13 protein-coding genes are annotated in these 21,156 nt (G+C 71.4%); 11 read left to right on the top strand and 2 right to left on the bottom strand.

The features are described 5' to 3' along the window. Window positions 1–317 precede the first annotated feature (317 nt). The 6 genes from OG385_RS11135 (at window position 318) to OG385_RS11110 (ending at window position 13,196) form a co-directional block, all read left to right on the top strand. Window positions 318–2,231, top strand: coding sequence for a serine/threonine-protein kinase (locus OG385_RS11135; protein WP_266854181.1), 1,914 nt, complete (start codon window positions 318–320; stop codon window positions 2,229–2,231). A 173-nt stretch (window positions 2,232–2,404) separates the two neighbouring features. Then, the gene (locus tag OG385_RS11130) at window positions 2,405–5,470 is read left to right on the top strand and encodes a protein kinase (protein ID WP_323183730.1); all 3,066 of its coding nucleotides are present in this window, start codon (window positions 2,405–2,407) and stop codon (window positions 5,468–5,470) included. Between the two features lie 106 nt (window positions 5,471–5,576). After that, window positions 5,577–7,376, top strand: coding sequence for a serine/threonine-protein kinase (locus OG385_RS11125; RefSeq protein WP_266854178.1), 1,800 nt, complete (start codon window positions 5,577–5,579; stop codon window positions 7,374–7,376). 193 nt (window positions 7,377–7,569) lie between these two features. Next, a complete protein-coding gene (locus OG385_RS11120; RefSeq protein WP_266854177.1) occupies window positions 7,570–9,441 on the top strand; it encodes a serine/threonine-protein kinase in 1,872 nt (623 codons plus the stop codon). Window positions 9,442–9,629: 188 nt separating this feature from the next. Next, entirely contained in the window at window positions 9,630–11,252 is a 1,623-nt protein-coding gene (locus OG385_RS11115) for a succinic semialdehyde dehydrogenase (RefSeq protein WP_266854175.1), read from the top strand. Window positions 11,253–11,348: 96 nt separating this feature from the next. Then, window positions 11,349–13,196, top strand: a complete 1,848-nt coding sequence (locus OG385_RS11110) for a GMC oxidoreductase (RefSeq protein WP_266854174.1) — start codon at window positions 11,349–11,351, stop codon at window positions 13,194–13,196. Window positions 13,197–13,892: 696 nt separating this feature from the next. On the opposite strand, the gene OG385_RS11105 is transcribed toward OG385_RS11110, so the two are convergent. Continuing rightward, window positions 13,893–14,210, bottom strand: a complete 318-nt coding sequence (locus tag OG385_RS11105) for a chorismate mutase (protein WP_266860767.1) — start codon at window positions 14,208–14,210, stop codon at window positions 13,893–13,895. A gap of 365 nt (window positions 14,211–14,575) precedes the next feature. Here OG385_RS11105 and guaA point away from each other — a divergent pair, with 365 nt between their 5' ends. From guaA to OG385_RS11090, 3 genes are all read left to right on the top strand, one after another. Then, on the top strand, window positions 14,576–16,150 hold the full coding sequence (guaA, locus tag OG385_RS11100; protein ID WP_266854172.1) for a glutamine-hydrolyzing GMP synthase: 1,575 nt from the start codon (window positions 14,576–14,578) through the stop codon (window positions 16,148–16,150). A 289-nt stretch (window positions 16,151–16,439) separates the two neighbouring features. Beyond that, window positions 16,440–17,267, top strand: coding sequence for a class II aldolase/adducin family protein (locus tag OG385_RS11095; RefSeq protein WP_266854170.1), 828 nt, complete (start codon window positions 16,440–16,442; stop codon window positions 17,265–17,267). A 190-nt stretch (window positions 17,268–17,457) separates the two neighbouring features. Beyond that, window positions 17,458–18,741, top strand: a complete 1,284-nt coding sequence (locus tag OG385_RS11090) for a hypothetical protein (RefSeq protein ID WP_266854168.1) — start codon at window positions 17,458–17,460, stop codon at window positions 18,739–18,741. 62 nt (window positions 18,742–18,803) lie between these two features. Here OG385_RS11090 and OG385_RS11085 read toward each other — a convergent pair whose 3' ends face one another. Continuing rightward, a complete protein-coding gene (locus tag OG385_RS11085; RefSeq protein WP_266854166.1) occupies window positions 18,804–19,202 on the bottom strand; it encodes a VOC family protein in 399 nt (132 codons plus the stop codon). A gap of 101 nt (window positions 19,203–19,303) precedes the next feature. On the opposite strand from OG385_RS11085, the gene OG385_RS11080 reads away from it, so the two are divergent. Next, window positions 19,304–20,422: a YafY family protein gene (locus tag OG385_RS11080; protein WP_266854164.1), complete on the top strand. Its 1,119-nt coding sequence runs from the start codon at window positions 19,304–19,306 to the stop codon at window positions 20,420–20,422. Window positions 20,423–20,602: 180 nt separating this feature from the next. After that, window positions 20,603–21,130, top strand: a complete 528-nt coding sequence (locus tag OG385_RS11075; protein ID WP_266854162.1) for a DoxX family protein — start codon at window positions 20,603–20,605, stop codon at window positions 21,128–21,130. Window positions 21,131–21,156 lie beyond the last annotated feature (26 nt).

Raw genomic sequence — 21,156 nt, 5'->3', positions numbered from 1 at the left:
GACGGCCGTTTCGAGGTAGGAGGCCGAGCCGGGACGAGTTGGACCGAGCAGGGCGGGGGCCGGGGGCAGTGGTGTGTACGGGGCGGGAGGGCGCCGTATGCCTGCTTGACCTCGGGTTCTCCGGGCAGGGACTGGGTGGTGCCGGCAAGCGGTACCGGGATCGGCCGCGGTGGCGAGCGGCAGGTGCGACACCGGCGTGGCAGGAAACGCCTCCCGTATGGCCCATGATGGTCGCCCACGGACCCGGCACCATCATCGGTGCCGGAGTGAGAGACAATGGACGCTCTGCCAGGGCGGGTTGAATGCAGAGGGGACGCATGTCGGAGGCGGAGCAGGCGAAGGACACCGAGGGGCGCCTCCTGGCTGGGCGGTACCGGCTCGGGGGGGTGCTCGGCAAGGGTGGCATGGGCACCGTCTGGCGGGCTGTGGACGAGACGCTCGGCCGCACCGTCGCGGTGAAGGAGCTGCGTTTCCCCTCGGCCATCGACGAGGACGAGAAGCGCAGACTCGTGACGCGTACGCTGCGCGAGGCCAAGGCGATTGCCCGGATCCGTAACAACGGAGCGGTCACTGTCTACGACGTGGTCGACGAGGACGACCGGCCGTGGATCGTCATGGAGCTCGTCGAGGGCTGCTCGCTGGCCGAGTTGGTACGGGAGAAAGGCGTCCTCACGCCGGTACGCGCGGCCGAGGTGGGCCTCGCCATTCTCGATGTGCTGCGCCTCGCGCACCGTGAGGGCATCCTGCACCGCGATGTGAAGCCGTCCAATGTGCTGATCGCCGAGGACGGCCGGGTCGTGCTGACGGACTTCGGGATCGCCCAGGTCGAGGGCGACCCGTCGGTGACCTCGACCGGGATGCTGGTCGGCGCGCCCTCGTACATCTCGCCCGAGCGGGCCCGCGGCCACAAGCCCGGCCCGCCGGCCGACCTGTGGTCGCTGGGCGGGCTGCTGTACGCGAGCACCGAGGGCGTGCCGCCGTACGACAAGGGGTCGGCCATCGCGACTCTGACCGCGGTGATGACCGAACCGGTGGACCCGCCGAAGAACGCGGGAGCCCTGTCGGAGGTCATCTACGGTCTGCTCGCCAAGGACCCGGACCAGCGCCTCGACGACGCGGGCGCCCGCCGCCTGCTGAACGACGTGATCCACGCTCCGGAGCCGGAAGCCGCTGCCGAGCCGGTCGCGGCCGACGCGACGCGGGTCGTGCCGCTGCCGCCGGTTCCCGACGAGCCCGAGGACGCCCCGGAGTCCAGACCCGCGAAGCCCGCCAGGGCGCCCAAGCCGGCCAAGGAGCCCAGGCCCGCCAAGACGCCCAGGCCTCAGAAGGTCAGGGACACCGCTGCGGCCGACCGGGTGCGCAGCGCGCTGAACTCCGTACGGAACGCCAGGTCCGAGTCCGCTCCGGCCAAGCCGGCCACCGCACCGGGCGGGCCGCCCGCCCGGGTCAGGGCACCGCTCACCGATGTCGTACCGCGCCGCACCCTGGTGATAATCGCGGCCGTTGTCGCACTCGCGGTGCTCGGAACGGTCCTTGCCTTCGCTCTCAACGGGCCCGGGGACAAGGGCAATCAGAGCAAGTCCAAGGGTGACAAGAGCGCTTCGAGTGGTGCGACGGCCGGGGGCGACAGCAAGAACGACGGCAAGGGAACGGACAAGGGGAAGACGGGCGACCAGGGCAAGAACGGCGATCAGGGCAAGGGGAAGGGCGGCGAGAACGCGTCGCCATCGCCCGACGGCAAGGCGTCCACACAGCCTGCCGCCGACGCACTGCCCAGCGGGTACAAGAAGGTGACGGACGGTAGGTTCCGCTTCACGATGGCCATGCCCGCCGGGTTCCACCGCACAGCCATAGCGGGTGTGAGCTCGGGTGGGATCTACAACAAGTCCAGGGGTGGCTTCCCGCGCGTCCAGATCGACTTCAACGACTCGCCCAAGGACGACGCGGCCGCCGCCTGGCAGGCAGCGGTCGGTGGGCTGTCGGCCAGCGTCGGCGGTTACAAGCACCTCGGCATACACAAGGTCGAGTACAACGGCTATCCGACTGTCGCCGACTGGTCGTTCGAGCGTGACCAGAACGGCCAGCGGGTCCGGGTGCTGAACCGGGGATTCAAGGTGGACGCCCAGCGCGGCTACTCCATCATGATCACCTGCAAGGCGAGCGACTGGAACGGCGACGAGTGCACCACTCTGCGTAATACGGCGTTCAAGACGTTCGCTCCCAAGAAGTGACCCAGGACACGTATTGTGAGAGGACGCGGACCGTACGCAGCCGCAATAGGCCTGTAATCGACCGTATTTGACGGATTGATGCGGATTAACACGGATTAATACGGGTCGATGTTGATCGATACGGCTTGATGTGGTCCCTGAGACCAGGGAACAGCGCGCTCCGGGGAGGCGTCGTGGACGAGTACGCGGGAAGGGTCCTTGCCGACCGCTACCGCCTTCCGCTGCTGCCCGGCGACGAGTTCGAGCCTGCGGAGATCCGCGCCTTCGACACCTACAGCGGGCAGGAAGTCCTCGTCCGGCAGGTGCCGCTGCCTGAGGTCGTGGACGCGGAGATGCTCGATGAGAGCGGCGCGGGGACGGGCTTCGGCGGCGGGCCGGCCGGGGGATTGCACGGGGGATCGGACGGCGGGCCGGGCGCCGGGGTTTCCCAGGCGCGGCGCGCGTCGGCCCGTACCACTCGCAGGCCTGTCGAGCCCGCTGTGCGGCGGGCCATGGAGGCGGCGCAGTCCGCGGCGCAGATTCCCGACCACCCCCGGCTGGACCAGGTCTTCGATGTCTTCGCGGAGGGCGGATCGCTCTGGGTGGTGAGCGAACTCGTCGAAGCCACCCCGCTGGCCGCGATGCTCGCCGAGCGCCCCCTGAACCCGTACCGCGCGGCGGAGATCGCCTCCGACGTGCTCACCGCTCTGCGCGTGCTGCACGCCCATGGGTGGACCCACCGCAACATCACCGCCCGGACCGTGCTGGTCTGCGACGACGGCCGGGTGGTCCTGACCGGGCTGGCGGCAGGAGCGGCGGAGGAGGCACTGTGCGGTTACGACCCGGTGCCGGCCGCGGAGTTATCGCAGCCAGGCGTCGAAGCGGGCGGGGACCTCGGGTTCGATTCTCCGGCCGCGCCAGAAGTGGATGGAGCGGAGGAGCCGTACGGGGCGGGTGGGGCGTACGAGGCAGAGGAGCCGTACGGGGCGGAGGATTCGCACGGGGCGGGGGATTCGCACGGGGCGGGGGATTCGCACGGGGCGGGCGGGGCGTACGCGTACGGGACTGCGGGGCCGTACGGGGTGGATGCGCCGGGGGCTGTGGATGGGCCGGCCGGCGGGGAGTTGGGCCGGGTCAGTGGAGACTTGCGGCCGGACGACGAGCAGGCGCTTCCGGCCGGGCCTGCGCTGCCGCCCGGCTACACCCAGGACGAGCGGCGCGGGCAGCCGGGCGGGCAGATGTACGACCAGCTGCAGGACGCGCCCGGTGCCGCAGGTCCGGAGTCCGGACTGCCCGCCGCCAGCAGCGGTGGCGGGGTTTCGGCGGGTGACGTCCGTGCCGCCCGGGCCGGTGCCATCGCCGCCTACCGTGCGGGTGCACGGGCTGCGGCACGCGTCAGCGGGAACGAGCAGGGGACCGACGCCGGGGCCTTCCCGGTCCAGCGACCGGCGTCCGGGTCTTCGCAGCCAGGGCGGCAGGAACCGGCCGGGTTCCGGCACGGAGCACAGCCGCGTTCCGGCGCCGGGGAGGGCATGCGCGCCGACGACCTGCGCGGTGCCCACGACCGGGAGGCTCAGGAACGGGAGGCTCAGGAACGGGCAGCACGGAGCCGGAGCGCCCAGGACCGGGAGGCCGACGGCCTGCCCGGTGCCCCCGAGCACAGTGCCCCCGAGCACGGTGTCCATGAGCACGGTGCCCACGGGCAGAGCGCTCACGGGCAGAGCACCAACCAGCACAGCCCCCACGACCGGGCCGCTCACCAGCAGCCCCACGACCGGACCGCCCACGCCCCCGGCACCCCCGGCCCCCGTGCGGCCGTTGCCGTGCCGGACGGGTGGGATCAGGACTCGGCGGGGTCCGCGGCGCCCGCACGCCGGGGGCCCGGGACGGCGCTCGCCGCCGAGCGGGCCCGGCAGGCGCGTATCACCGTCGTGGGCGCCGTCACCGAACGGTGGGCGCCCGAGCAGGCGGGCCCCGTCCACGGCAACTGGCAGCTGGCCGCCCCGGTCGGGCCCGCCACCGATCTGTGGGCGCTGGGGGCGCTGCTCTTCCGGGCCGTCCAGGGCCACGCCCCGTACCCGGAGGAGAGCGCCGCCGAACTCGTCCAGCTGGTCTGCGCCGAACCTCCCGCGTTCGCGGAGGAGTGTGGCCCGCTGCGGCCCGTGGTCGAGTCGCTGCTGCGTCAGGACCCCACAGAGCGGCCGGACATAGAGGAACTGCGCGGCTGGCTGCGCTCGCTGGTGCGGTCGGCGCCGGAGCCCGACGCCGGGCAGGGGATCGTCCCCGTCCCGCCGGTCGACGCCACGCGGCTGCCGATCGTACGGCGCAGGGGCGAGCTCGTCCGGCGGCGCCGTCGCGCCTCCGGCGGGGACGGCGTCCACGGCCGTCACCGCCAGCAGCGGAAGGGCGGCCGCCGAAGAGAGCAGGGCCCGGCCGGATCCGCGCGACCGGTGCAGTCCGCGCAGTCGGTGCAGCCGGTGCATTCCGTGGCGGCGGGACCGCCCGACTGGTCCGAACCGGCGGGCCGCCGTCCCGGGCCGGACGCGAAGCCGCGCTCCCTGGGCCGGACCCTGCTCGTCGTCATCCTGGTCGTCCTGGTCGCCGCCCTCGTGTACGCGCTGAAGTTCATGCCGAAGGCCGACGACTCCGGGCACGGCAACACCGGTGCGCCCGCTTCGGTGCCGACCGCCTCCGCGTCCGGGCAGCGGAACTCGCCGGTGTCCGGCGGGTCCGGACAGTCCCAGCAGTCCGGGTCGGCCGGGACGCCCCAGTCGCCGCAGGGTACGGAGCCCGACAGCGGTGGACCGGCGGCCGGTTACGCCATCCGCAAGGATCCCGAGGGGTTTCAGGTGGCGGTGGCCAAGGACTGGGAGCGCCGTCCCGTCAATGACGCCGACCAGGTGCGCTTTCTCGGCGGCGACTTCGAGCTCGTCGTCGTTCCCGGCCGCGACAGCGTCAAGGACGAAGGCGCCGATCCCATGGCGTACCAGCGCGACAAGGAGCGGGAACTCAAACCGTTCCGTGACTCCACGTGGTCGTCCGCTTCTGGGCTGCGCCGCATCGACGTCGGCAAGCAGGCCATGGCCGAGGGGCAGTTCACCTGGCAGGACGGCAGCGGACGCGAGGTGTACGTCCGCAATGTGGCCATGATTATCGCAGGGCGCTACCACATCGTGCAGGTCATCGGCCCCGAAGCGCAGCGGGACAAGGTCACCGAAATCTATGAACAGGCCGTTGCCACCTACCGAACGGTGACGTGAGCGGACTGGGCGATTCCCGTCACAGTGCGGTATCACGGCGCGCCCCGAGGTTCCACGACTGAATGTCCGTCCGTAATCTGGCAGTCGAGGGAACGGACAGGGGCACGTGGAACACACTCACAGCGCGGACTTGGTGCTCGCCGGTCGTTATCGGCTGGGCGAACTCATCGGTCGCGGCGGCATGGGCAAGGTCTGGCGGGCTCACGACGAGGTGCTGCACCGGACCGTCGCCGTCAAGGAACTGACGGCCGGTCTGTATGTGTCGGAGGCCGACCGGGCCGTACTGCACGCGAGAACGCAGAAGGAGGCGCGCGCCGCGGCGCGCATCAACCATCCCGGGGTCGTGACGGTTCATGACGTCATCGAGTTCGACGACCGGCCGTGGATCGTCATGGAATACATCGACGGTCCCTCACTTGCCGACGCGGTCAAGGAATCGGGGGCGCTCGACCCTCGTGAGGCCGCCCGGGTGGGACTGCACGTTCTGGGAGCTCTGCGCGCCGCGCACGCGGCGGGGGTGCTCCACCGGGATGTGAAGCCGGGCAATGTCCTGCTCGCCCACGACGGCCGCGTCCTCATCACCGACTTCGGTATCGCCGCCATCGAGGGCGACTCGGAGATCACCCGGACCGGCGAGATCGTCGGATCCATCGACTACCTCGCGCCGGAGCGGGTCTACGGCGAGGCTCCCGGCCCCGCCTCCGACCTCTGGTCGCTGGGCGCCACGCTCTTCACCGCCGTCGAGGAGCGCTCGCCGTTCCGCCGCACATCGCCGATCTCCACGCTCCAGGCCGTCGTGAACGACGAGCCGCCGAAGCTCACCAGGGCGGGGCCGCTCACTCCGGTCATCACCGGACTGCTGCGCAAGGACCCCGCCGAACGGCCGGGGCCCGCCGAGGTGGAGCGCATGCTGCTCGACGCGATGGAGGGGCGCAAGCCCCGGCAGGCAGAGGCGTACGTCCCGACGCAGCTGGTGTCCGAGGGGATGCTCCAGGACGCGACGCCGACGAGCCGGATCAGCTCCTCCGGTGCGCCCGTGACATCAGCGACGGCCCCGCCCGGACCGGAACAGATACCCGAGCAGCAGGCACAGGTAGCGGCCCAGGCGCAGGCACAGGTAGCGGCCCAGGCGCAGGCACAGGTACCGGCCCAGGCGCAGGCACCGGCTCCCGTACCGGCCCAGGCGCAGGCACCGGCACAGGTGCCGGCTCCTGTACCGGCTTCCGGGGACGGGGCGCCCGCCGTCGCTCCCGCCGGACGGAAACGTGGCCGTAAGCGGACCGGCGCACTGGTTCTGGCTCTGGCCGTGATCGTCGGTGCTGGAGTCGGTTTCGGCGTCATGAAGTACGAGAACCGGCAGACGGGTTCCGGTGGTGGCTCGGCGTCAGGTCCCGGCGGACCGGGCAGTAGCGGTGGCGGTGGCGGCGGCAACAAGCAGCGCGACGGCGTGCCGAAGGGCTGGCACCGCGTCAACGAGCCCGAGGGTTACAGCCTGGTTCTGCCCAACGGCTGGAAGCGCCAGATGGACGGTTCCAACGAAATCGACTACACGCCGGACGACGGTGTCCACTTCATTCGGATAAGTATCGACAACGACCCGGACTACGCGACCCCGTATCTGCATGAACTGGCTCTCGAACCGCAGCTCAAGCGGCTCCCCGACTACCGGCGGATCACGCTGCACGTGAACAACTTCCGGGACCAGGACGCCGCGCTCTGGGAGTTCACCTGGACCGAGACCAAGGGGCAGCCGGGGCGGCGCCGTGCCATAGACCAGATGTACAACGTGGATCACGGGCAGGCCGAGTACGCGATCTACATGGGCGGCCCGGCCAAGGACTGGGACCGCAGCCGGTTCGACACGGTCCTGCGCTACTGGCAGCCGCCGAACTCGACCGCGCACTGAGCCGCCGTCTGCCGTCGGGAACTGACTGCGATCTGGGATTGACTGCGATCCGGAACTGACTTCGGTCTGGACCTGGCTGCCGTGTGGAACTGCGGTAGCGGTCCATCGGCTGACGCAGCGTACGTCCGGTACACGCTCCGGCTGCGGTCGCCGTGCGGCATGATGGGCCCAGGGGGACGCAGGGGGAGCGCCAGTGGCACAGGATCCGCGTAACAGCCGTCTGATCGCCGGACGTTATCTGCTCGGAGACCGGATCGGCCGGGGCGGCATGGGTACGGTCTGGCGGGCCACCGACCAGTTGCTCGGGCGGGAGGTCGCCGTCAAGGAGCTGAACCCGGAGACCGGCGCCGCCACGGCGTCGGCGCTGCGTGAGGCGCGCGCGGTCGCCCAGATCAAGCATCCGCAGGTGATCGTCGTCCACGACGTGGTCGTCGAGGACGACGAACGGCCCTACATCGTCATGGAGCTGGTGGTCGGCGGTTCCCTGGCGGCCCGCCTTTCCGAGCGCGGCCCCGTGGACGGCCGGGAAGCCGCCCGGATCGGGTTGGCGCTGCTGGGAGCGCTCCGGGCTGCGCATGCCAGGGGCGTACTGCACCGGGACATCAAGCCCGCGAACGTCCTGCTGGAGGACGACAGCCGGGTGGTCCTCACCGACTTCGGGATCGCGCGGCTCGCCGGGGCGACCACGATCAGTGAGACCGGGGCGTTCGTCGGTTCGCCCGAGTACACCTCGCCGGAGCGGATGCAGGGCGAAGAGGCCGGGCCCGCGTCCGATCTGTGGTCGCTCGGCGCGCTGCTGTGTGCCGCGGTGAGCGGGGAGTCGCCCTTCCACCGGGATTCGCTGGGCGGGGTGCTGCACGCGGTGGTCGCCGACGAGATCCGCCCGCCGGCCGAGGCCGAACCGCTGCTGCCCGTCGTCCTGGGCCTGCTCGAACGGGATGCGGTGCGCAGGATGGGGGTGGATGAGGCGGAGCGGCTGCTGGGCGCGTATCTGGCTGCGTGCGCCACGGGGGGTGGCGGTGGGGAGCGCGGGAGCGGGGCAGAAGGCGCCGGTGCTGGTGTCCCCGCCTCCGTATCGGTACCGGACCACCCGCCCGTCCCCACCGCCGGAGCCGCACCAACGGCTGGAGCCACTCCGCTCGCCGGGGCCGTACCGCTCGTCGCAGCCACTCCGCCTGCCGGGGCCACACCGCTCGTCGCAGCCACTGTCCCCGCCGGGGTCGCACCGCCTGCCGGAGCCACTTCGCCCGCCGATTCGCCGCCAGCCGATTCCCCGCCCCGGTCCCCGCGTCCCGTGCTGCGGCGGGCCTCCCTCGTCGCGGGGGTGCTGGCCGCCGCGGCCGCAGGTGCGGGGATCGTCCTGTACGCGGTTGGCGGTGCGGGAGCGGGCCGTACGGACAACGCCGCGCCGTCCGCGAGCATGACCTCCGCGCCGACCGCGGCATCCACGGCCACCCCGGACCGCGGACCGCAGCAGAAGCCCCACCGCGCTGCTGCACCCGGCCCGGACGTCAACCCCACCGTGACGCTGACCCATCAGGCGTCACCGGCACCGTCCGGGTACCGGGTCGTCGACGACCCCGGGGGCTTCTCCCTCGCCGTCCCGGCCGATGCCACCCGTTCCACCGACGACAAACGCGTCTACTACATGACCCCGGGCCAGGTCTTCCGTATCGGCGTCCGGATCCACAGCAGCCCCGGCGGCGGCCCGATGGCGACACAGCGCGCATCGGATTCGGCAGGTCCCCGCACCAATCCCGGCTACCGGGACGGAGTGGTCACCGCGACCACGCACGACGGACATGACGCGGCGCTCTGGGAGTTCACCTGGAACGGCTACTCCAAGGGCGAGGGCGCCCGTCATACGTACGACCTCTGCTGGGAGCAGGACGGGCGTCTCTACGACGTCTGGGTGTCGGCGCCGGTCGGCGGCCTCGACGCCGCGCAACGGCACTTCGCCACGGCCATCGGCACCTTCTCGGCGTCGGCGTCGGGGTCAGCGCCGGGGCCGGCCTCGGGGGCTGCGGCAGTGCCGTCCGCGGGCGGCACCGGAGACCACCGCTGACCGGTACAGCGGGAACGACCCGGACGGCGGGGAACGGCGGGGGAACAGCGGGGCCGGCGGGATCCGGGGCGGCCAACCCGCCTGATCAGGGGTTGTGTCGCCAGCGATCACTGGCGGTATATGTAGGGACGGTGAAAAGGCATTACTCATGGGTACCGAAACTCTCCGCCGGGGCATAGCCTCCCCTCATGACGGACTCGCAGGCTCCCACCGCCACGGCCCCCCACGGCACGAACCCGATAGCGCCCACTCCCTCCGGTGTGCGGACCGCGGCCGACGTGGTCACCCCCGAAGTGGTCGCTCACCTGACACGCGGCGTGGTGGGTTCCGGACATACGGCCAACCACACCCCCTTCACCGGCGGGAAGCTGGCCGATCTGCCCGAGTCGAGCCCCGAGGACGTCGCGACCGCCTTCGAGCGGGCCCGCAGGGCCCAGGCGGCGTGGGCCGCGACCCCCGCCCGGACCCGGGCCGCCGTCCTGCTGCGCTTCCACGACCTGGTGCTCTCCCGGCAGGCCGAGGTCCTCGACCTCATCCAGCTGGAGACCGGCAAGGCCAGGCTGCACGCCCACGAAGAGGTCCAGGCCGTCGCCGTCGCCGCGCGCCACTACGGCCGCAAGGCGCCCTCGTACCTCAAGCCCAAGGGCCACACGGGCGCGATCCCCACGTTCACCAAGGTCACCGAGTTGCGCCAGCCGCGCGGTGTGGTGGGTCAGATCGCCCCCTGGAACTACCCCTTCGAGCTGTCCATCGGCGACGCGCTGCCCGCCCTGGTCTCCGGCAACGCCCTCGTGATGAAGCCCGACACCGAGACCGCCCTGACCGCGCTGTGGGCCCGCGACCTGATCATCGAGGCCGGACTGCCCGCCGAGGTCTTCCAGGTGGTCCTGGGGGAGGGCCCGGTCATCGGCCCCGAGCTGGTCAAGCACGCTGACTTCGTCTCCTTCACCGGCTCGACCCGCACCGGCCGCGAGGTCGCCCGGGGCGCGGCCGACCGGCTGGTCGGCGTCTCGCTCGAACTCGGCGGCAAGAACGCCATGCTGGTCCTGGAGGACGCGGACATCGAGAAGGCGGCCGCGGGCGCCGTCCGTGCCTGCTTCTCGTCGGCGGGCCAGCTCTGCATCTCCATCGAGCGGCTGTACGTCCACGAGTCGATAGCCGACGCGTTCCTGGAACGCTTCGCCGCGCGCACCAAGGCGATGCGCCTCGGCAGCTCCCTCGCATACGGCGCCGACATGGGCTCCCTGGCCGGCGAACGGCAGCTGGAGGCCGTACGGCGACACGTGGAGGAGGCCGTCTCCAAGGGCGCCACCCTGGTCGCGGGCGGTGTGCACCGTACGGACATCGGCCCGCTCTTCTACGAGCCGACCATCCTGGACGGCGTCGAGGCCCCGATGGCCGTCTGCACCGAGGAGACATTCGGCCCGGTGGTCTCGGTCTACCGCTTCAAGGACGAGGACGAGGCCGTCGCGACCGCCAACGCCACGCCCTACGGCCTCAATTCGAGCGTCTGGACCAGGAGTGGCAGCCGCGGCCACGCCGTCGCCGCCCGGCTGCGGACCGGCACGGTCAACATCAACGAGGGGTACGCGCCCGCGTACGGCAGCGTGCAGTCCCCGATGGGCGGCATGAAGGACTCGGGGCTCGGCCGCAGGCACGGCTCGGAAGGCATCCTCAAGTACACGGAGGCGCAGACCGTCGCGCACCAGCGGGTCATGCCGATGGCGCCGTCCTTCGGGATGGATGACGAGAAGTACGCCGCGTTCATGAGCCGCAGTCTCAAGGCGATGAAGGTCCTGCGCCTGCGCTGACCCCCGCCGCCCCGCCTCCCTGCCTGACCCCCGCCGCCCCGTCCCTCCGATTCCCTGCGCCTCCGCCTCCGCCCCTTCCTTCTCTGAGGAGAGTCCATGTCACAGGAGAACTCTGTCCGCAGTGAGGCCGACGGAGCCGACGCACCGTACGACTACGACGTCCTGGTGGTCGGGTCCGGCTTCGGCGGGTCGGTCACCGCGCTGCGGCTCACCGAGAAGGGGTACCGGGTCGGAGTCCTGGAGGCGGGCCGCCGTTTCACCCCGGGCACCCTCCCCAAGAACTCCTGGGACATCAAGAACTACCTGTGGGCCCCGGCGCTCGGCCTCTACGGGATCCAGCGTGTCCACCTCCTCGGCAATGTGATGGTGCTGGCGGGCGCGGGAGTCGGCGGCGGCTCCCTCAACTACGCCAACACGCTGTACGTCCCTCCGGCGCCGTTCTTCCAGGACCGGCAGTGGGCGTCCATCACCGACTGGCAGGCCGAGTTGGCGCCGTACTACGACCAGGCGCGGCGGATGCTCGGCGTGCGGCTCAACCCGACGATGACACCGTCGGACGTCCATCTGAAGGCGTCGGCCGAGGCGATGGGCGTGGGGGACTCCTTCCACATGGCGCCCGTCGGGGTGTTCTTCGGCGACGGGGAGGACTCGGACGGCACGGTGAGGGCGGAGCGCGGCAAGGCCGTCGACGACCCCTACTTCGGCGGGGCGGGGCCGTCCCGCAAGGCGTGCACCGAGTGCGGCGAGTGCATGACGGGCTGCCGCCACGGCGCGAAGAACACCCTCACCGAGAACTACCTCTACCTCGCGGAGAAGGCGGGCGCGGTCATTCACCCCCTGACCTCGGTGACCGCGATAGCGGAGCACGGCGAGGGCGGATACCGGGTCACCACGGTCGCGACCGACGCCCGCAAGAAGGGTCCGCGTGTGCTGCGTGCCCGGCAGGTGGTGGTCGCCGCGGGGACGTACGGGACGCAGACCCTGCTGCACACCATGAAGGACCAGGGGCTGCTGCCGCGTATCTCACCGAAGCTCGGGGAGCTGACCCGTACCAACTCCGAGGCACTGGTGGGCTCGCAGACCACGGACCGCCGTTACCGCAGGAAACACGGCACGCCGAAGGCCGACTTCACCCAGGGCGTCGCGATCACCTCGTCGATCCACCCGGACGCGGACACCCATATCGAGCCCGTGCGGTACGGCAAGGGGTCGAACGCGATGGGCGCCATGTCCATCATCCAGGTGCCGTTCGGCTCGCGGCGGGTCCTCGGCTGGCTCGGCAATGTTGCCAAGCACCCCTGGCTGACAGCCCGTTCGCTCTCCAACCGGCGCTGGTCCGAGCGGACCATCATCGGTCTGGTGATGCAGTCGCTGGACAACTCCCTGACCACGTACCGGAAACCGGGCGGGATCGGCCGGGGTCTGCTCACGGCCAGGCAGGGCCACGGCGCGCCCAACCCGAAGCAGATCGCCGAGGGCACCCGGGCCGCGACGCTGATCGCCGAGGAGATCAACGGCTTCGCCGGCTCGAACGTCGGCGAGCTGATGGGGACTCCGCTGACCGCCCACTTCCTGGGCGGCTGCCCGATCGGCGCGTCCGCCGAGGAGGGGGTGATCGACCCGTACCACCGGCTGTACGGACACCCGGGCATCTCGGTGGTCGACGGCTCGGCAGTGTCGGCGAACCTCGGCGTCAACCCGTCGCTGACCATCACCGCTCAGGCGGAGCGCGCCATGTCGTACTGGCCCAACAAGGGGGACGCGGACCCGCGGCCCGAGCAGGGGCAGGCGTACGAGCGTCTCGCCGCCGTCGAACCGACCGCGCCGGCCGTACCGGCGGCGGCCTTCGGTGCGCTCAGGCTGCCGTTCCTGGGGATACCCGAGGTCCCGCCGAAGCGGACGGGCGGCGCGGAACCGGCGGAACCGGCGGAACCGCGGAAATAGCCTGCCCCCTCTGGACCCTTCCCCTTTTCCCCTTGCCCGGGTCCTCTGTTCCCCTCACCCCGGTCCTCGCACGCGGCGGAAGGGCTGCACCCCCCTCCGAGTGCAGCCCTCCCGAGTCCGTGCCGACCGGCCCTGCTGTGTTGTTCGTGCACACGTGTGGGGCCACTGGTGGGTACGCATGGATGACCGACCGGCCCGCTGAATGGTTGCTTCCGGACCCACGGATTCCTCATGTGACCTGCGTCACGGGCGCAGTACGAAGCCAGGGGCCCGTGGAAGTGATTCCACGGGCCCCTGGCTTCGGCACCGGCGTCAGGGCAGCACCGGTGCCGGGCGGCGGCGCCGGGGGGTGTGCGCCGCGAAGAGGGTGGAGCCGGGTGGCCGCCCGGCTCGCGAAGGGTGTTCGGGACTGGGCTGTCGGCTCCGGGCTGCCGGCTCCGGGCGTCCCCGGAACCGACGGCCGTGGGTGACCGGGCCGCTGTCCCCTGCCGCCCGGTCACACGCGCTGAGATGTGGTCCCACGACGCACCTGCAGTACGTCACACGCCCCAGCGAAGCCACGCGTGGTTTTCTCTTTCCAACAGGCCGCCCCTGGCTGACACGGACGCCTGGACCAACGAAGAGCTGCCGGGACCGGTCACGCGCCGTACGGGTGAGAGCGGGCCCGAACTCAGATACGGGCTGTCCCCGGCGGTCTCAGATGCGCCCCCGGCACAGTTCGAGCACGGTCATCGCGAGACCCGTGCCTGGCTTGCCGAGCGCCTCGCTGTAGTGGCCGAGGACCTCCATCTCGCGGGAGAGGTTCACCCGGCGCCCGCCGGATGTCATCCGGGCGTCCTGGATGACGGCGGACACCGCCATCCGCTCCTGGATCAGGCCGATGATCCGGTCGTCGAGGCTGTCGATGCGCTCACGCGCGCCCGTGATCACGCCCGCCGCCTCACTGCTGTGCGCGCCGGTGATGCGCAGGTCGGTGCTGTGTGTCCCCGTGCTGTGTGTCCCGGTGGTAGGCAGACCGGTGGTGGGCAGACCGGTGCTGTGCGTGCTGGTGCTGTGTGTCTCGGTGCTGATGTCGGTGCTCATGTGTCCGGAACTCCTGTACCTGAAGGGGGGGCGGTCCCCCGGCGCGGCACGGTCCGGAATGCACAGGCGCCCCGGACCTTGCCGGTCCGGGGCGCCTGGGGAAGTACTGATCAGTGGATGATCAAGCAGCACGACCATGGCAGCCGGACGGGCCGGTGCCATAGGTAAAGACGAAGGTCAGCTGCTGATGCATGGGGCCAGTATGGACGGCCTTCGGAGGGAGAGACAAGCCGGTTCCCCCAGCCCCGTTAGAATCGACATACAAGACCCCTCCTTTCCCGCCGGAAGGCCGCCCCGTGCCAGCAGCACCCCCCGCCGCCCCCGAGGTCGTCCTCGTAGTCGACTTCGGCGCGCAGTACGCCCAGCTCATCGCCCGTCGCGTCCGTGAGGCGCGGGTCTACAGCGAGATCGTGCCGTCCACCATGCCGGTGGCCGAGATGCTGGCGAAGAACCCGAAGGCGATCATCCTCTCGGGCGGCCCGTCGTCCGTGTACGCGCCGGGCGCGCCCATCCTCGACCGGGCGCTCTTCGAGGCCGGGGTCCCCGTCTTCGGCATGTGCTACGGATTCCAGCTCATGGCGACCACCCTCGGCGGCACGGTCGACGACAACGGCGCCCGGGAGTACGGCAGGACCGCGCTCAGCGTCTCCAAGCCGGCTTCCACGCTCTTCGAGGGCACCCCGGCCGAGCAGTCCGTGTGGATGTCGCACGGCGACGCCTGCTCGGCCGCCCCCGAGGGGTTCACGGTCACCGCGTCCACCGACGTCGTACCGGTCGCGGCCTTCGAGAACGACGAGAAGAAGCTGTACGGCGTCCAGTACCACCCCGAGGTGCTGCACTCCACGTACGGCCAGCAGGTCCTTGAGCACTTCCTCTACCGGGGCGCGGGCATCGAACCGTCCTGGACCACGACGAATGTCGTGGACGAGCAGGTCGCCCTGATCCGCGAGCAGGTCGGCACCAAGCGCGCGATCTGCGGGCTCTCCGGCGGCGTCGACTCCGCCGTCGCGGCCGCCCTGGTGCAGAAGGCCATCGGCTCCCAGCTGACCTGCGTGTACGTCGACCACGGGCTGATGCGCAAGGGTGAGACGGAGCAGGTCGAGAAGGACTTCGTCGCCGCCACGGGTGTCCAGCTCAAGGTGGTCGACGCCGAGGACCGCTTCCTGACCGCGCTCAAGGGCGTCTCCGACCCCGAGGAGAAGCGGAAGATCATCGGGCGTGAGTTCATCCGGGTCTTCGAGCAGGCCCAGGCCGAGATCATCGCCGACGCGGGCGAGGACGTCGCGTTCCTGGTGCAGGGCACGCTGTACCCGGACGTCGTCGAGTCCGGCGGCGGCACCGGCACCGCCAACATCAAGTCCCACCACAATGTGGGCGGACTCCCCGACGACATCGAGTTCAAGCTGGTCGAGCCGTTGCGCCAGCTCTTCAAGGACGAGGTCCGGATGGTGGGCCAGGAGCTCGGCCTGCCGGACGAGATCGTCCAGCGCCAGCCCTTCCCCGGCCCGGGCCTCGGTATCCGTATCGTCGGAGAGGTCACCAAGGAGCGGCTCGACCTGCTGCGCGAGGCCGACGCCATCGCGCGTGAGGAACTCACGGCGGCCGGTCTGGACCGCGAAATCTGGCAGTGCCCCGTGGTGCTGCTCGCGGACGTCCGGTCGGTCGGCGTCCAGGGCGACGGCCGCACCTACGGCCACCCGATCGTGCTGCGGCCCGTCTCGTCCGAGGACGCCATGACGGCGGACTGGACTCGTCTGCCGTACGAGGTGCTGGGGAAGATCTCGACCCGCATCACCAACGAGGTCGCCGATGTGAACCGTGTGGTGCTCGATGTGACGAGCAAGCCCCCGGGCACCATCGAGTGGGAGTAGGCGAGTGGGAGTAGGCCCGGCCGCCGCCGGGCCCCGGCTCCGTCTCCGCAGCTGAACGAGCGCCGCTGTACCGGACATCCGGTGCAGCGGCGCTTCGCTGTAGCACCGCTGTCGGAGCGTCGTGGGAGCCCTGCCGGAGGCACTCATCCGGCGGGCATGATTCGTTCACCGCATGACTCTGTTCACCTGCGGTAACGCGCGGTAGCTTCCGGCCATGACTGAGATGCCAGCCCCGATACCGGCCTCTGCCCCCGGCTCTGTTCCCACCCCTTTTCCCACCTCTGTTCCCATGTCTGCTCCCTACGCCGACTCCGCTCCCGTCGCCGGACCGGCCGCCGCGCCCGAGCCCGTACCGGTCGATCAGCTCCGGTTCGCGATGCCGCCGGTCCACGAGACCCTGGCGGAGGAGCGGCAGTACCGCAAGGCGCGGCTCGCGGGGGCGCTGCGGCTCTTCGCGCGGTACGGGTACGAGGACGGCGTCTCGGGCCACATCACCGCCCGCGACCCCGGATATCCCGACTGCTACTGGGTGAACCCCTTCGGGGCGCCGCTGGCGGAACTGGCGGCGGACGATCTGATCCTGGTCAACGGCGACGGGCAGGTCGTCCAGGGCCGCCACCACGTCAACCAGGCCGCCTTCGCCGTACACGCCCAGGTGCACCGGGCCAGGCCCGCCGTCGTCGCGGTCGCGCACAGCCACTCGCTGCACGGGCGGGCGCTGTCCACGCTGGGCGAACTCCTGGACCCCATCACGCAGGAGGCCTGCGCCTTCTACGAGGACCTCGCGCTCTACGACTCCTACACCGGCGTCGTCGTGGACGAGGAGGAGGGCCGCAGGATCGCCGCCGCGCTCGGCGACCGCAAGGCGGTCATCCTCCGCAACCACGGGCTGCTCACCGTGGGCGACTCGGTCGACGCGGCGGCCTGGTGGTTCATCACCCTGGAGCGCTCCTGTCAGGTCCAGCTCGCCGCGCGGGCCGCCGGGAAGCCCGTACTGATCGACCACAGGAACGCGGTCGCCACCCGGGAGCAGCTGGGCAGCGACCTGGTGGCCTGGATCAACTACCAGCCGCTGTGGCGGCAGATCAGCGGAACCGGACCCGGCGCGGAGGCGTGAACGGCACCCGTACGAGCGCTTCCCCGTGCCTTCTGTCGACGTCCGTCAACCTGACGTGCTGTCAATCACCCTGCCTGACCTGACCTGCTGCCCGTGCCGCTCCGCGAGTGCGACACAATCCCCTTGAACTGCAAGGAAGTTCAAGGGTGTGCAGGGAAGTCAACGGGGCGGGAAAAGGGCGGCGTTCTGCGTGGCGGTACAGGAAGCAAGACAGGGCGACGGTCCGCACGCCGGAGCGCACGGCGGCGGGTGCACCTGCCAGGACTGCCCGCACGGCGCACGTGAGGGGCACCGGCGTGCCGTTGCCGCGTTCCTCGCCCAGCGGGACGGGCTGGCGGCCGGTGAGGGACTGCCCGCCGGCGTCGCCCACTCGGCAGGTGCGTCGCGGCAGTGGGTCTCCGACGAACTGACGGAGTCGGCACGTGCGGTGGCCGAACGCGGCCGGGAGGCCGGTGAAGCCTGGTTCCAGCAGGTGTGGGTGCGGACACTGCTGGTGGTGTGGGGGAGCGCGGTGGTCCTCCTGCTCGTCGAGGCGGTGACCGCGATCGGTGCGGGCTGGAGCACGGCCCGTACCGCCGGGCTGATCGCTGCGGTGCTCACCGCCGCACTGCTGACCGGAGCCGCCCGCACCCACCGGGCGCGCGGCGGACTGCTGGCCCCCGTGATCGGCGAGGACAACCGGCTCTCCACCTCCCGCGCGGTCGCCGGGACGTGGGTGCTGCTGGTCGTCTTCTCCGTCCTGGTGCTCTCGCTCCAGCTGGCCGGGGCGTCCGGCCACGGCAAGCGCGACGCCCTGATCGCCGGACTCGGCCTGGCCCGGGGCGCGGGCGTGGTGACCGTGCTCGCGCTGGTCTGCGCCGTGGCGGTGGTGGTGCGGCGCGTGGTCGCGCTGCGGGTCCTGGCGCAGAAGCTCCAGAAGGTGCGCGCCGACCGCCCCCGCGCCGCCGATCTGCTCACCGACGACTCGGGGCGCGGCAGCTTCGCGGACGTGCAGTACGTCCTGGTCAGCTCGGCCGCGGCGCTGTTCGCCGCCGTACGTCTGGCCCGCCGCCCCGACCAGCTGCCCGACCTCCCGTGGGGGCTGGCGCTCCTGGTGGTGGTCTCGGCGGCGACGTACTTCGCAGGCAAGTACGCGGAGGGCGGCAGGCCGGTGGTGCTCTCGGTGGTCCGGTCGCGGGAGGCCGGGGACCTGGATGCCCCGGTCCGTACCGGCGACGACATCGAGATCCGGGGTGCGGGCTTCGTACCGCCGGGGGCGGGGACCCCGGACCGGCTGGCCCGGATGGTGGTGCGGATCGGCACGGTGCACGTCCATGTGCCGCTGGTCCCGGTGCCGGGCGGTTTCGCCAACCCGTCGGACACGGTGCTCACGGTGCCCGTACCGGTGGAGGTCGAGCCGGGCCGGGTGGAGGTACGCGTGGTGACGGCGGCCGGAGTGGAGACGGCGGCGTGCGAGATCGACGTGACGGACTGATGGACCAAGGGCGCTCAGCGCTTGGTGCCTGGCCGGGTCGGCCCGGTGTGGCTGTGTCCGCGTCAGCGGGCGAACTTCTCGATGGCGGCCGGGGTCACCGGGGTGAAGAAGTTGACCAGGTTGCCGTCGGGGTCGCGGAAGAGCAGTGACCGGTTGCCCCAGGGCATCGTGGTGGGCTCGGTGACGAAGTCGGCCACCAGGCCGCCGAGGTTCCGGTGCACGCGGTCCACGTCGTCGACGAGGAACTCGGTGATCACGCTGTGGTTGTCCGCCGGGCGGGCCGAACCCGGGGCGAACAGCGGAACGGTGCGCGTGCTCGCGATCGCAAGGGTGGCGTGGGCGGTGCGCAGCTCGGCGAAGTCCTCGGTGGCCCAGGCCGCCTGCAACCCGGTGGCCTTCTCGTAGAACTCGACGAGGCGCGCCACGTCGCCGGTGATGATGCGGACCGAGACGAAGTCCATGGTGTTCTCCCTGGTTGACGAGCTGTGGTGGTGTGCTTGCTCCGAAGGCTAGGACCAATAGAGGACAGAATCGGTCCGGTATGCGGGCTAGGCTCCGCACCATGTCTCGACCTACCGCGCGGGTGCTGACGCTCCTGGAACTGCTGCAGTCGGGCGGCCTCCGGACGGTGGCCGAACTCGCCGACCGGCTCGGCGTCGACGGGCGCACCGTGCGGCGGTACGTGGACCAGCTGGTCGACCTCGACCTGCCCGTGGAGGCGGTACGAGGCCGGTACGGCGGGTACCGTCTCGCCTCCGGGTACCGGCTGCCTCCCCTCATGCTCAGCGACGACGAGGCGCTCGCCGTGCTGCTCGGCCTGGTCGCCGGCCGCCGGGCGGGGCTGACGACGACGGCGGACACGGCGAGCGAGACGGCAGCGGCCAAGATCCGCAGAGTGCTTCCCGCGCCCCTGGCCCGCAGGCTCGACACGGTCCTGGAATCCCTCGCGTTCACGACGTCGCCCGGCGAGTTCGCCACCCCGGACGCCGATGTCCTGCTCACCGTCGCCGATGCGGTGCGCCACCGGCGGCCGGTCTCGATCAGGTACACCGACCGTGACGGCCGGCGCAGCGAGCGGCCGCTGCATCCCTACGGGATCGTCGCCCACTCGGGCCGGTGGTACGTCACGGGCGCGGACCCCGTGATCGGCGAGGAGCGGACCTTCCGGCTCGACCGCATCGCGGACGCGAGGACCCTGCCCGGTTCGTTCGACGAGCCCGCCGGACCTGATCCGGCACAGCGCGTGCTGTCGGGGTTCGCCACGGCCGATTACCGGTACGAGGTGGTCCTGCGGATCCACGGGACCGTCGACCAGATCCGCGCCCGCCTTCCCGCCTCCGTCGCGAGCGTGACGGAGGCTGAGTTCGGTCCTGATCCTGATCCTGATCCTGGGGCTGGGGCTGGGGCTGGGGCTGGGGCTGGGGCCGAGTCCGCGTCCGGGTCCGCGGCCGAGTCCGCGTCCAGGGCCGGGTCCGGCGCGGGCGAGCCCGGTGCGGGCGCTGGAGCGGGGCCGGCGGCCGAGGGGTGGCTGCGTGTCGAGCTGCGGGTGGAGCGGCTGGACTGGTTGCCACCGGTACTGGCCTCGCTCGACCGGCCGTTCGTCATCGAGCGCCCCGACGAACTTCGCGACCTCGTCACGGCGCTCGCCGACCGCCTCGCGTCCTGCGCCCGGCGAACCTGACGTGTGAGACGTGAGCCCTGCCCGCCCCGCGAACCGGCCCGCGCGACGTGAGCCCCCGGCAGAGGCACCCCCGGCAGGGGCACCCCGTCCGCAGGGCGCGTCGCCGCAGGACGCAAAATCGTGACTGCGTCCGCCACACCGGCACGCGCCACGGGGCAATCGGAGAGGCAGGACCAGGCCATGGTTCAGGGATACCGGACGGGCACACCCATCGGACTCGGCGGCAGTGTGCGGAGCCGGAACGGTGGCTGGAAGGACACCGCCCGTCGGTACTCGCTGCTGCCGCTGCGGATCTTCCTCGGCGGCACCTTCCTCTACGCCGGTATCGACAAGCTCACCGACTCCGCCTTCCTGCACGCGACCGGCACCGGTTCCATCGGCGAGCTCATGCACTCCGTACGCGGCTCCGCCGCTTTCCCGGCGCTCGTGGACCTGGCCCTGAAGAGCCCGGCCGGCTTCGGCTACGCGATCGCCATCGGTGAACTAGCCGTCGGTATCGGCACCTTGCTGGGGCTGTACGGCCGGGTCGCGGCGCTCGGCGGCGCCCTGATCTCGCTGAGCCTGTGGCTGACCATGAGCTGGCAGTCCACCCCGTACTACTACGGCAACGACCTCGCCTACCTCATGGCCTGGCTGCCGCTCCTGCTCGCCGGGTCGCCGCTGCTCTCGGTGGACGCCCTCCGGGCCGACCGCCGCCGAATGCCGTAACCGATGGTGCTGGCGATCCCCGCCAG

Source organism: Streptomyces sp. NBC_01306 (genome assembly GCF_026340465.1).
Taxonomy (GTDB): domain Bacteria; phylum Actinomycetota; class Actinomycetes; order Streptomycetales; family Streptomycetaceae; genus Streptomyces.
Note: the sequence above shows the minus strand (reverse complement) of the source record. Positions and strands in the feature narration are given on the sequence as shown.

Bases quoted from the DNA above. Each gene is read 5' to 3' on its own strand.
- OG385_RS11085 (WP_266854166.1), bottom strand. From the start codon at position 19,202: ATGGACTTCGTCTCGGTCCGCATCATCACCGGCGACGTGGCGCGCCTC.
- OG385_RS11080 (WP_266854164.1), top strand. From the start codon at position 19,304: ATGTCTCGACCTACCGCGCGGGTGCTGACGCTCCTGGAACTGCTGCAG.
- OG385_RS11110 (WP_266854174.1), top strand. From the start codon at position 11,349: ATGTCACAGGAGAACTCTGTCCGCAGTGAGGCCGACGGAGCCGACGCA.
- OG385_RS11115 (WP_266854175.1), top strand. From the start codon at position 9,630: ATGACGGACTCGCAGGCTCCCACCGCCACGGCCCCCCACGGCACGAAC.
- OG385_RS11135 (WP_266854181.1), top strand. From the start codon at position 318: ATGTCGGAGGCGGAGCAGGCGAAGGACACCGAGGGGCGCCTCCTGGCT.
- OG385_RS11075 (WP_266854162.1), top strand. From the start codon at position 20,603: ATGGTTCAGGGATACCGGACGGGCACACCCATCGGACTCGGCGGCAGT.
- OG385_RS11095 (WP_266854170.1), top strand. From the start codon at position 16,440: ATGTCTGCTCCCTACGCCGACTCCGCTCCCGTCGCCGGACCGGCCGCC.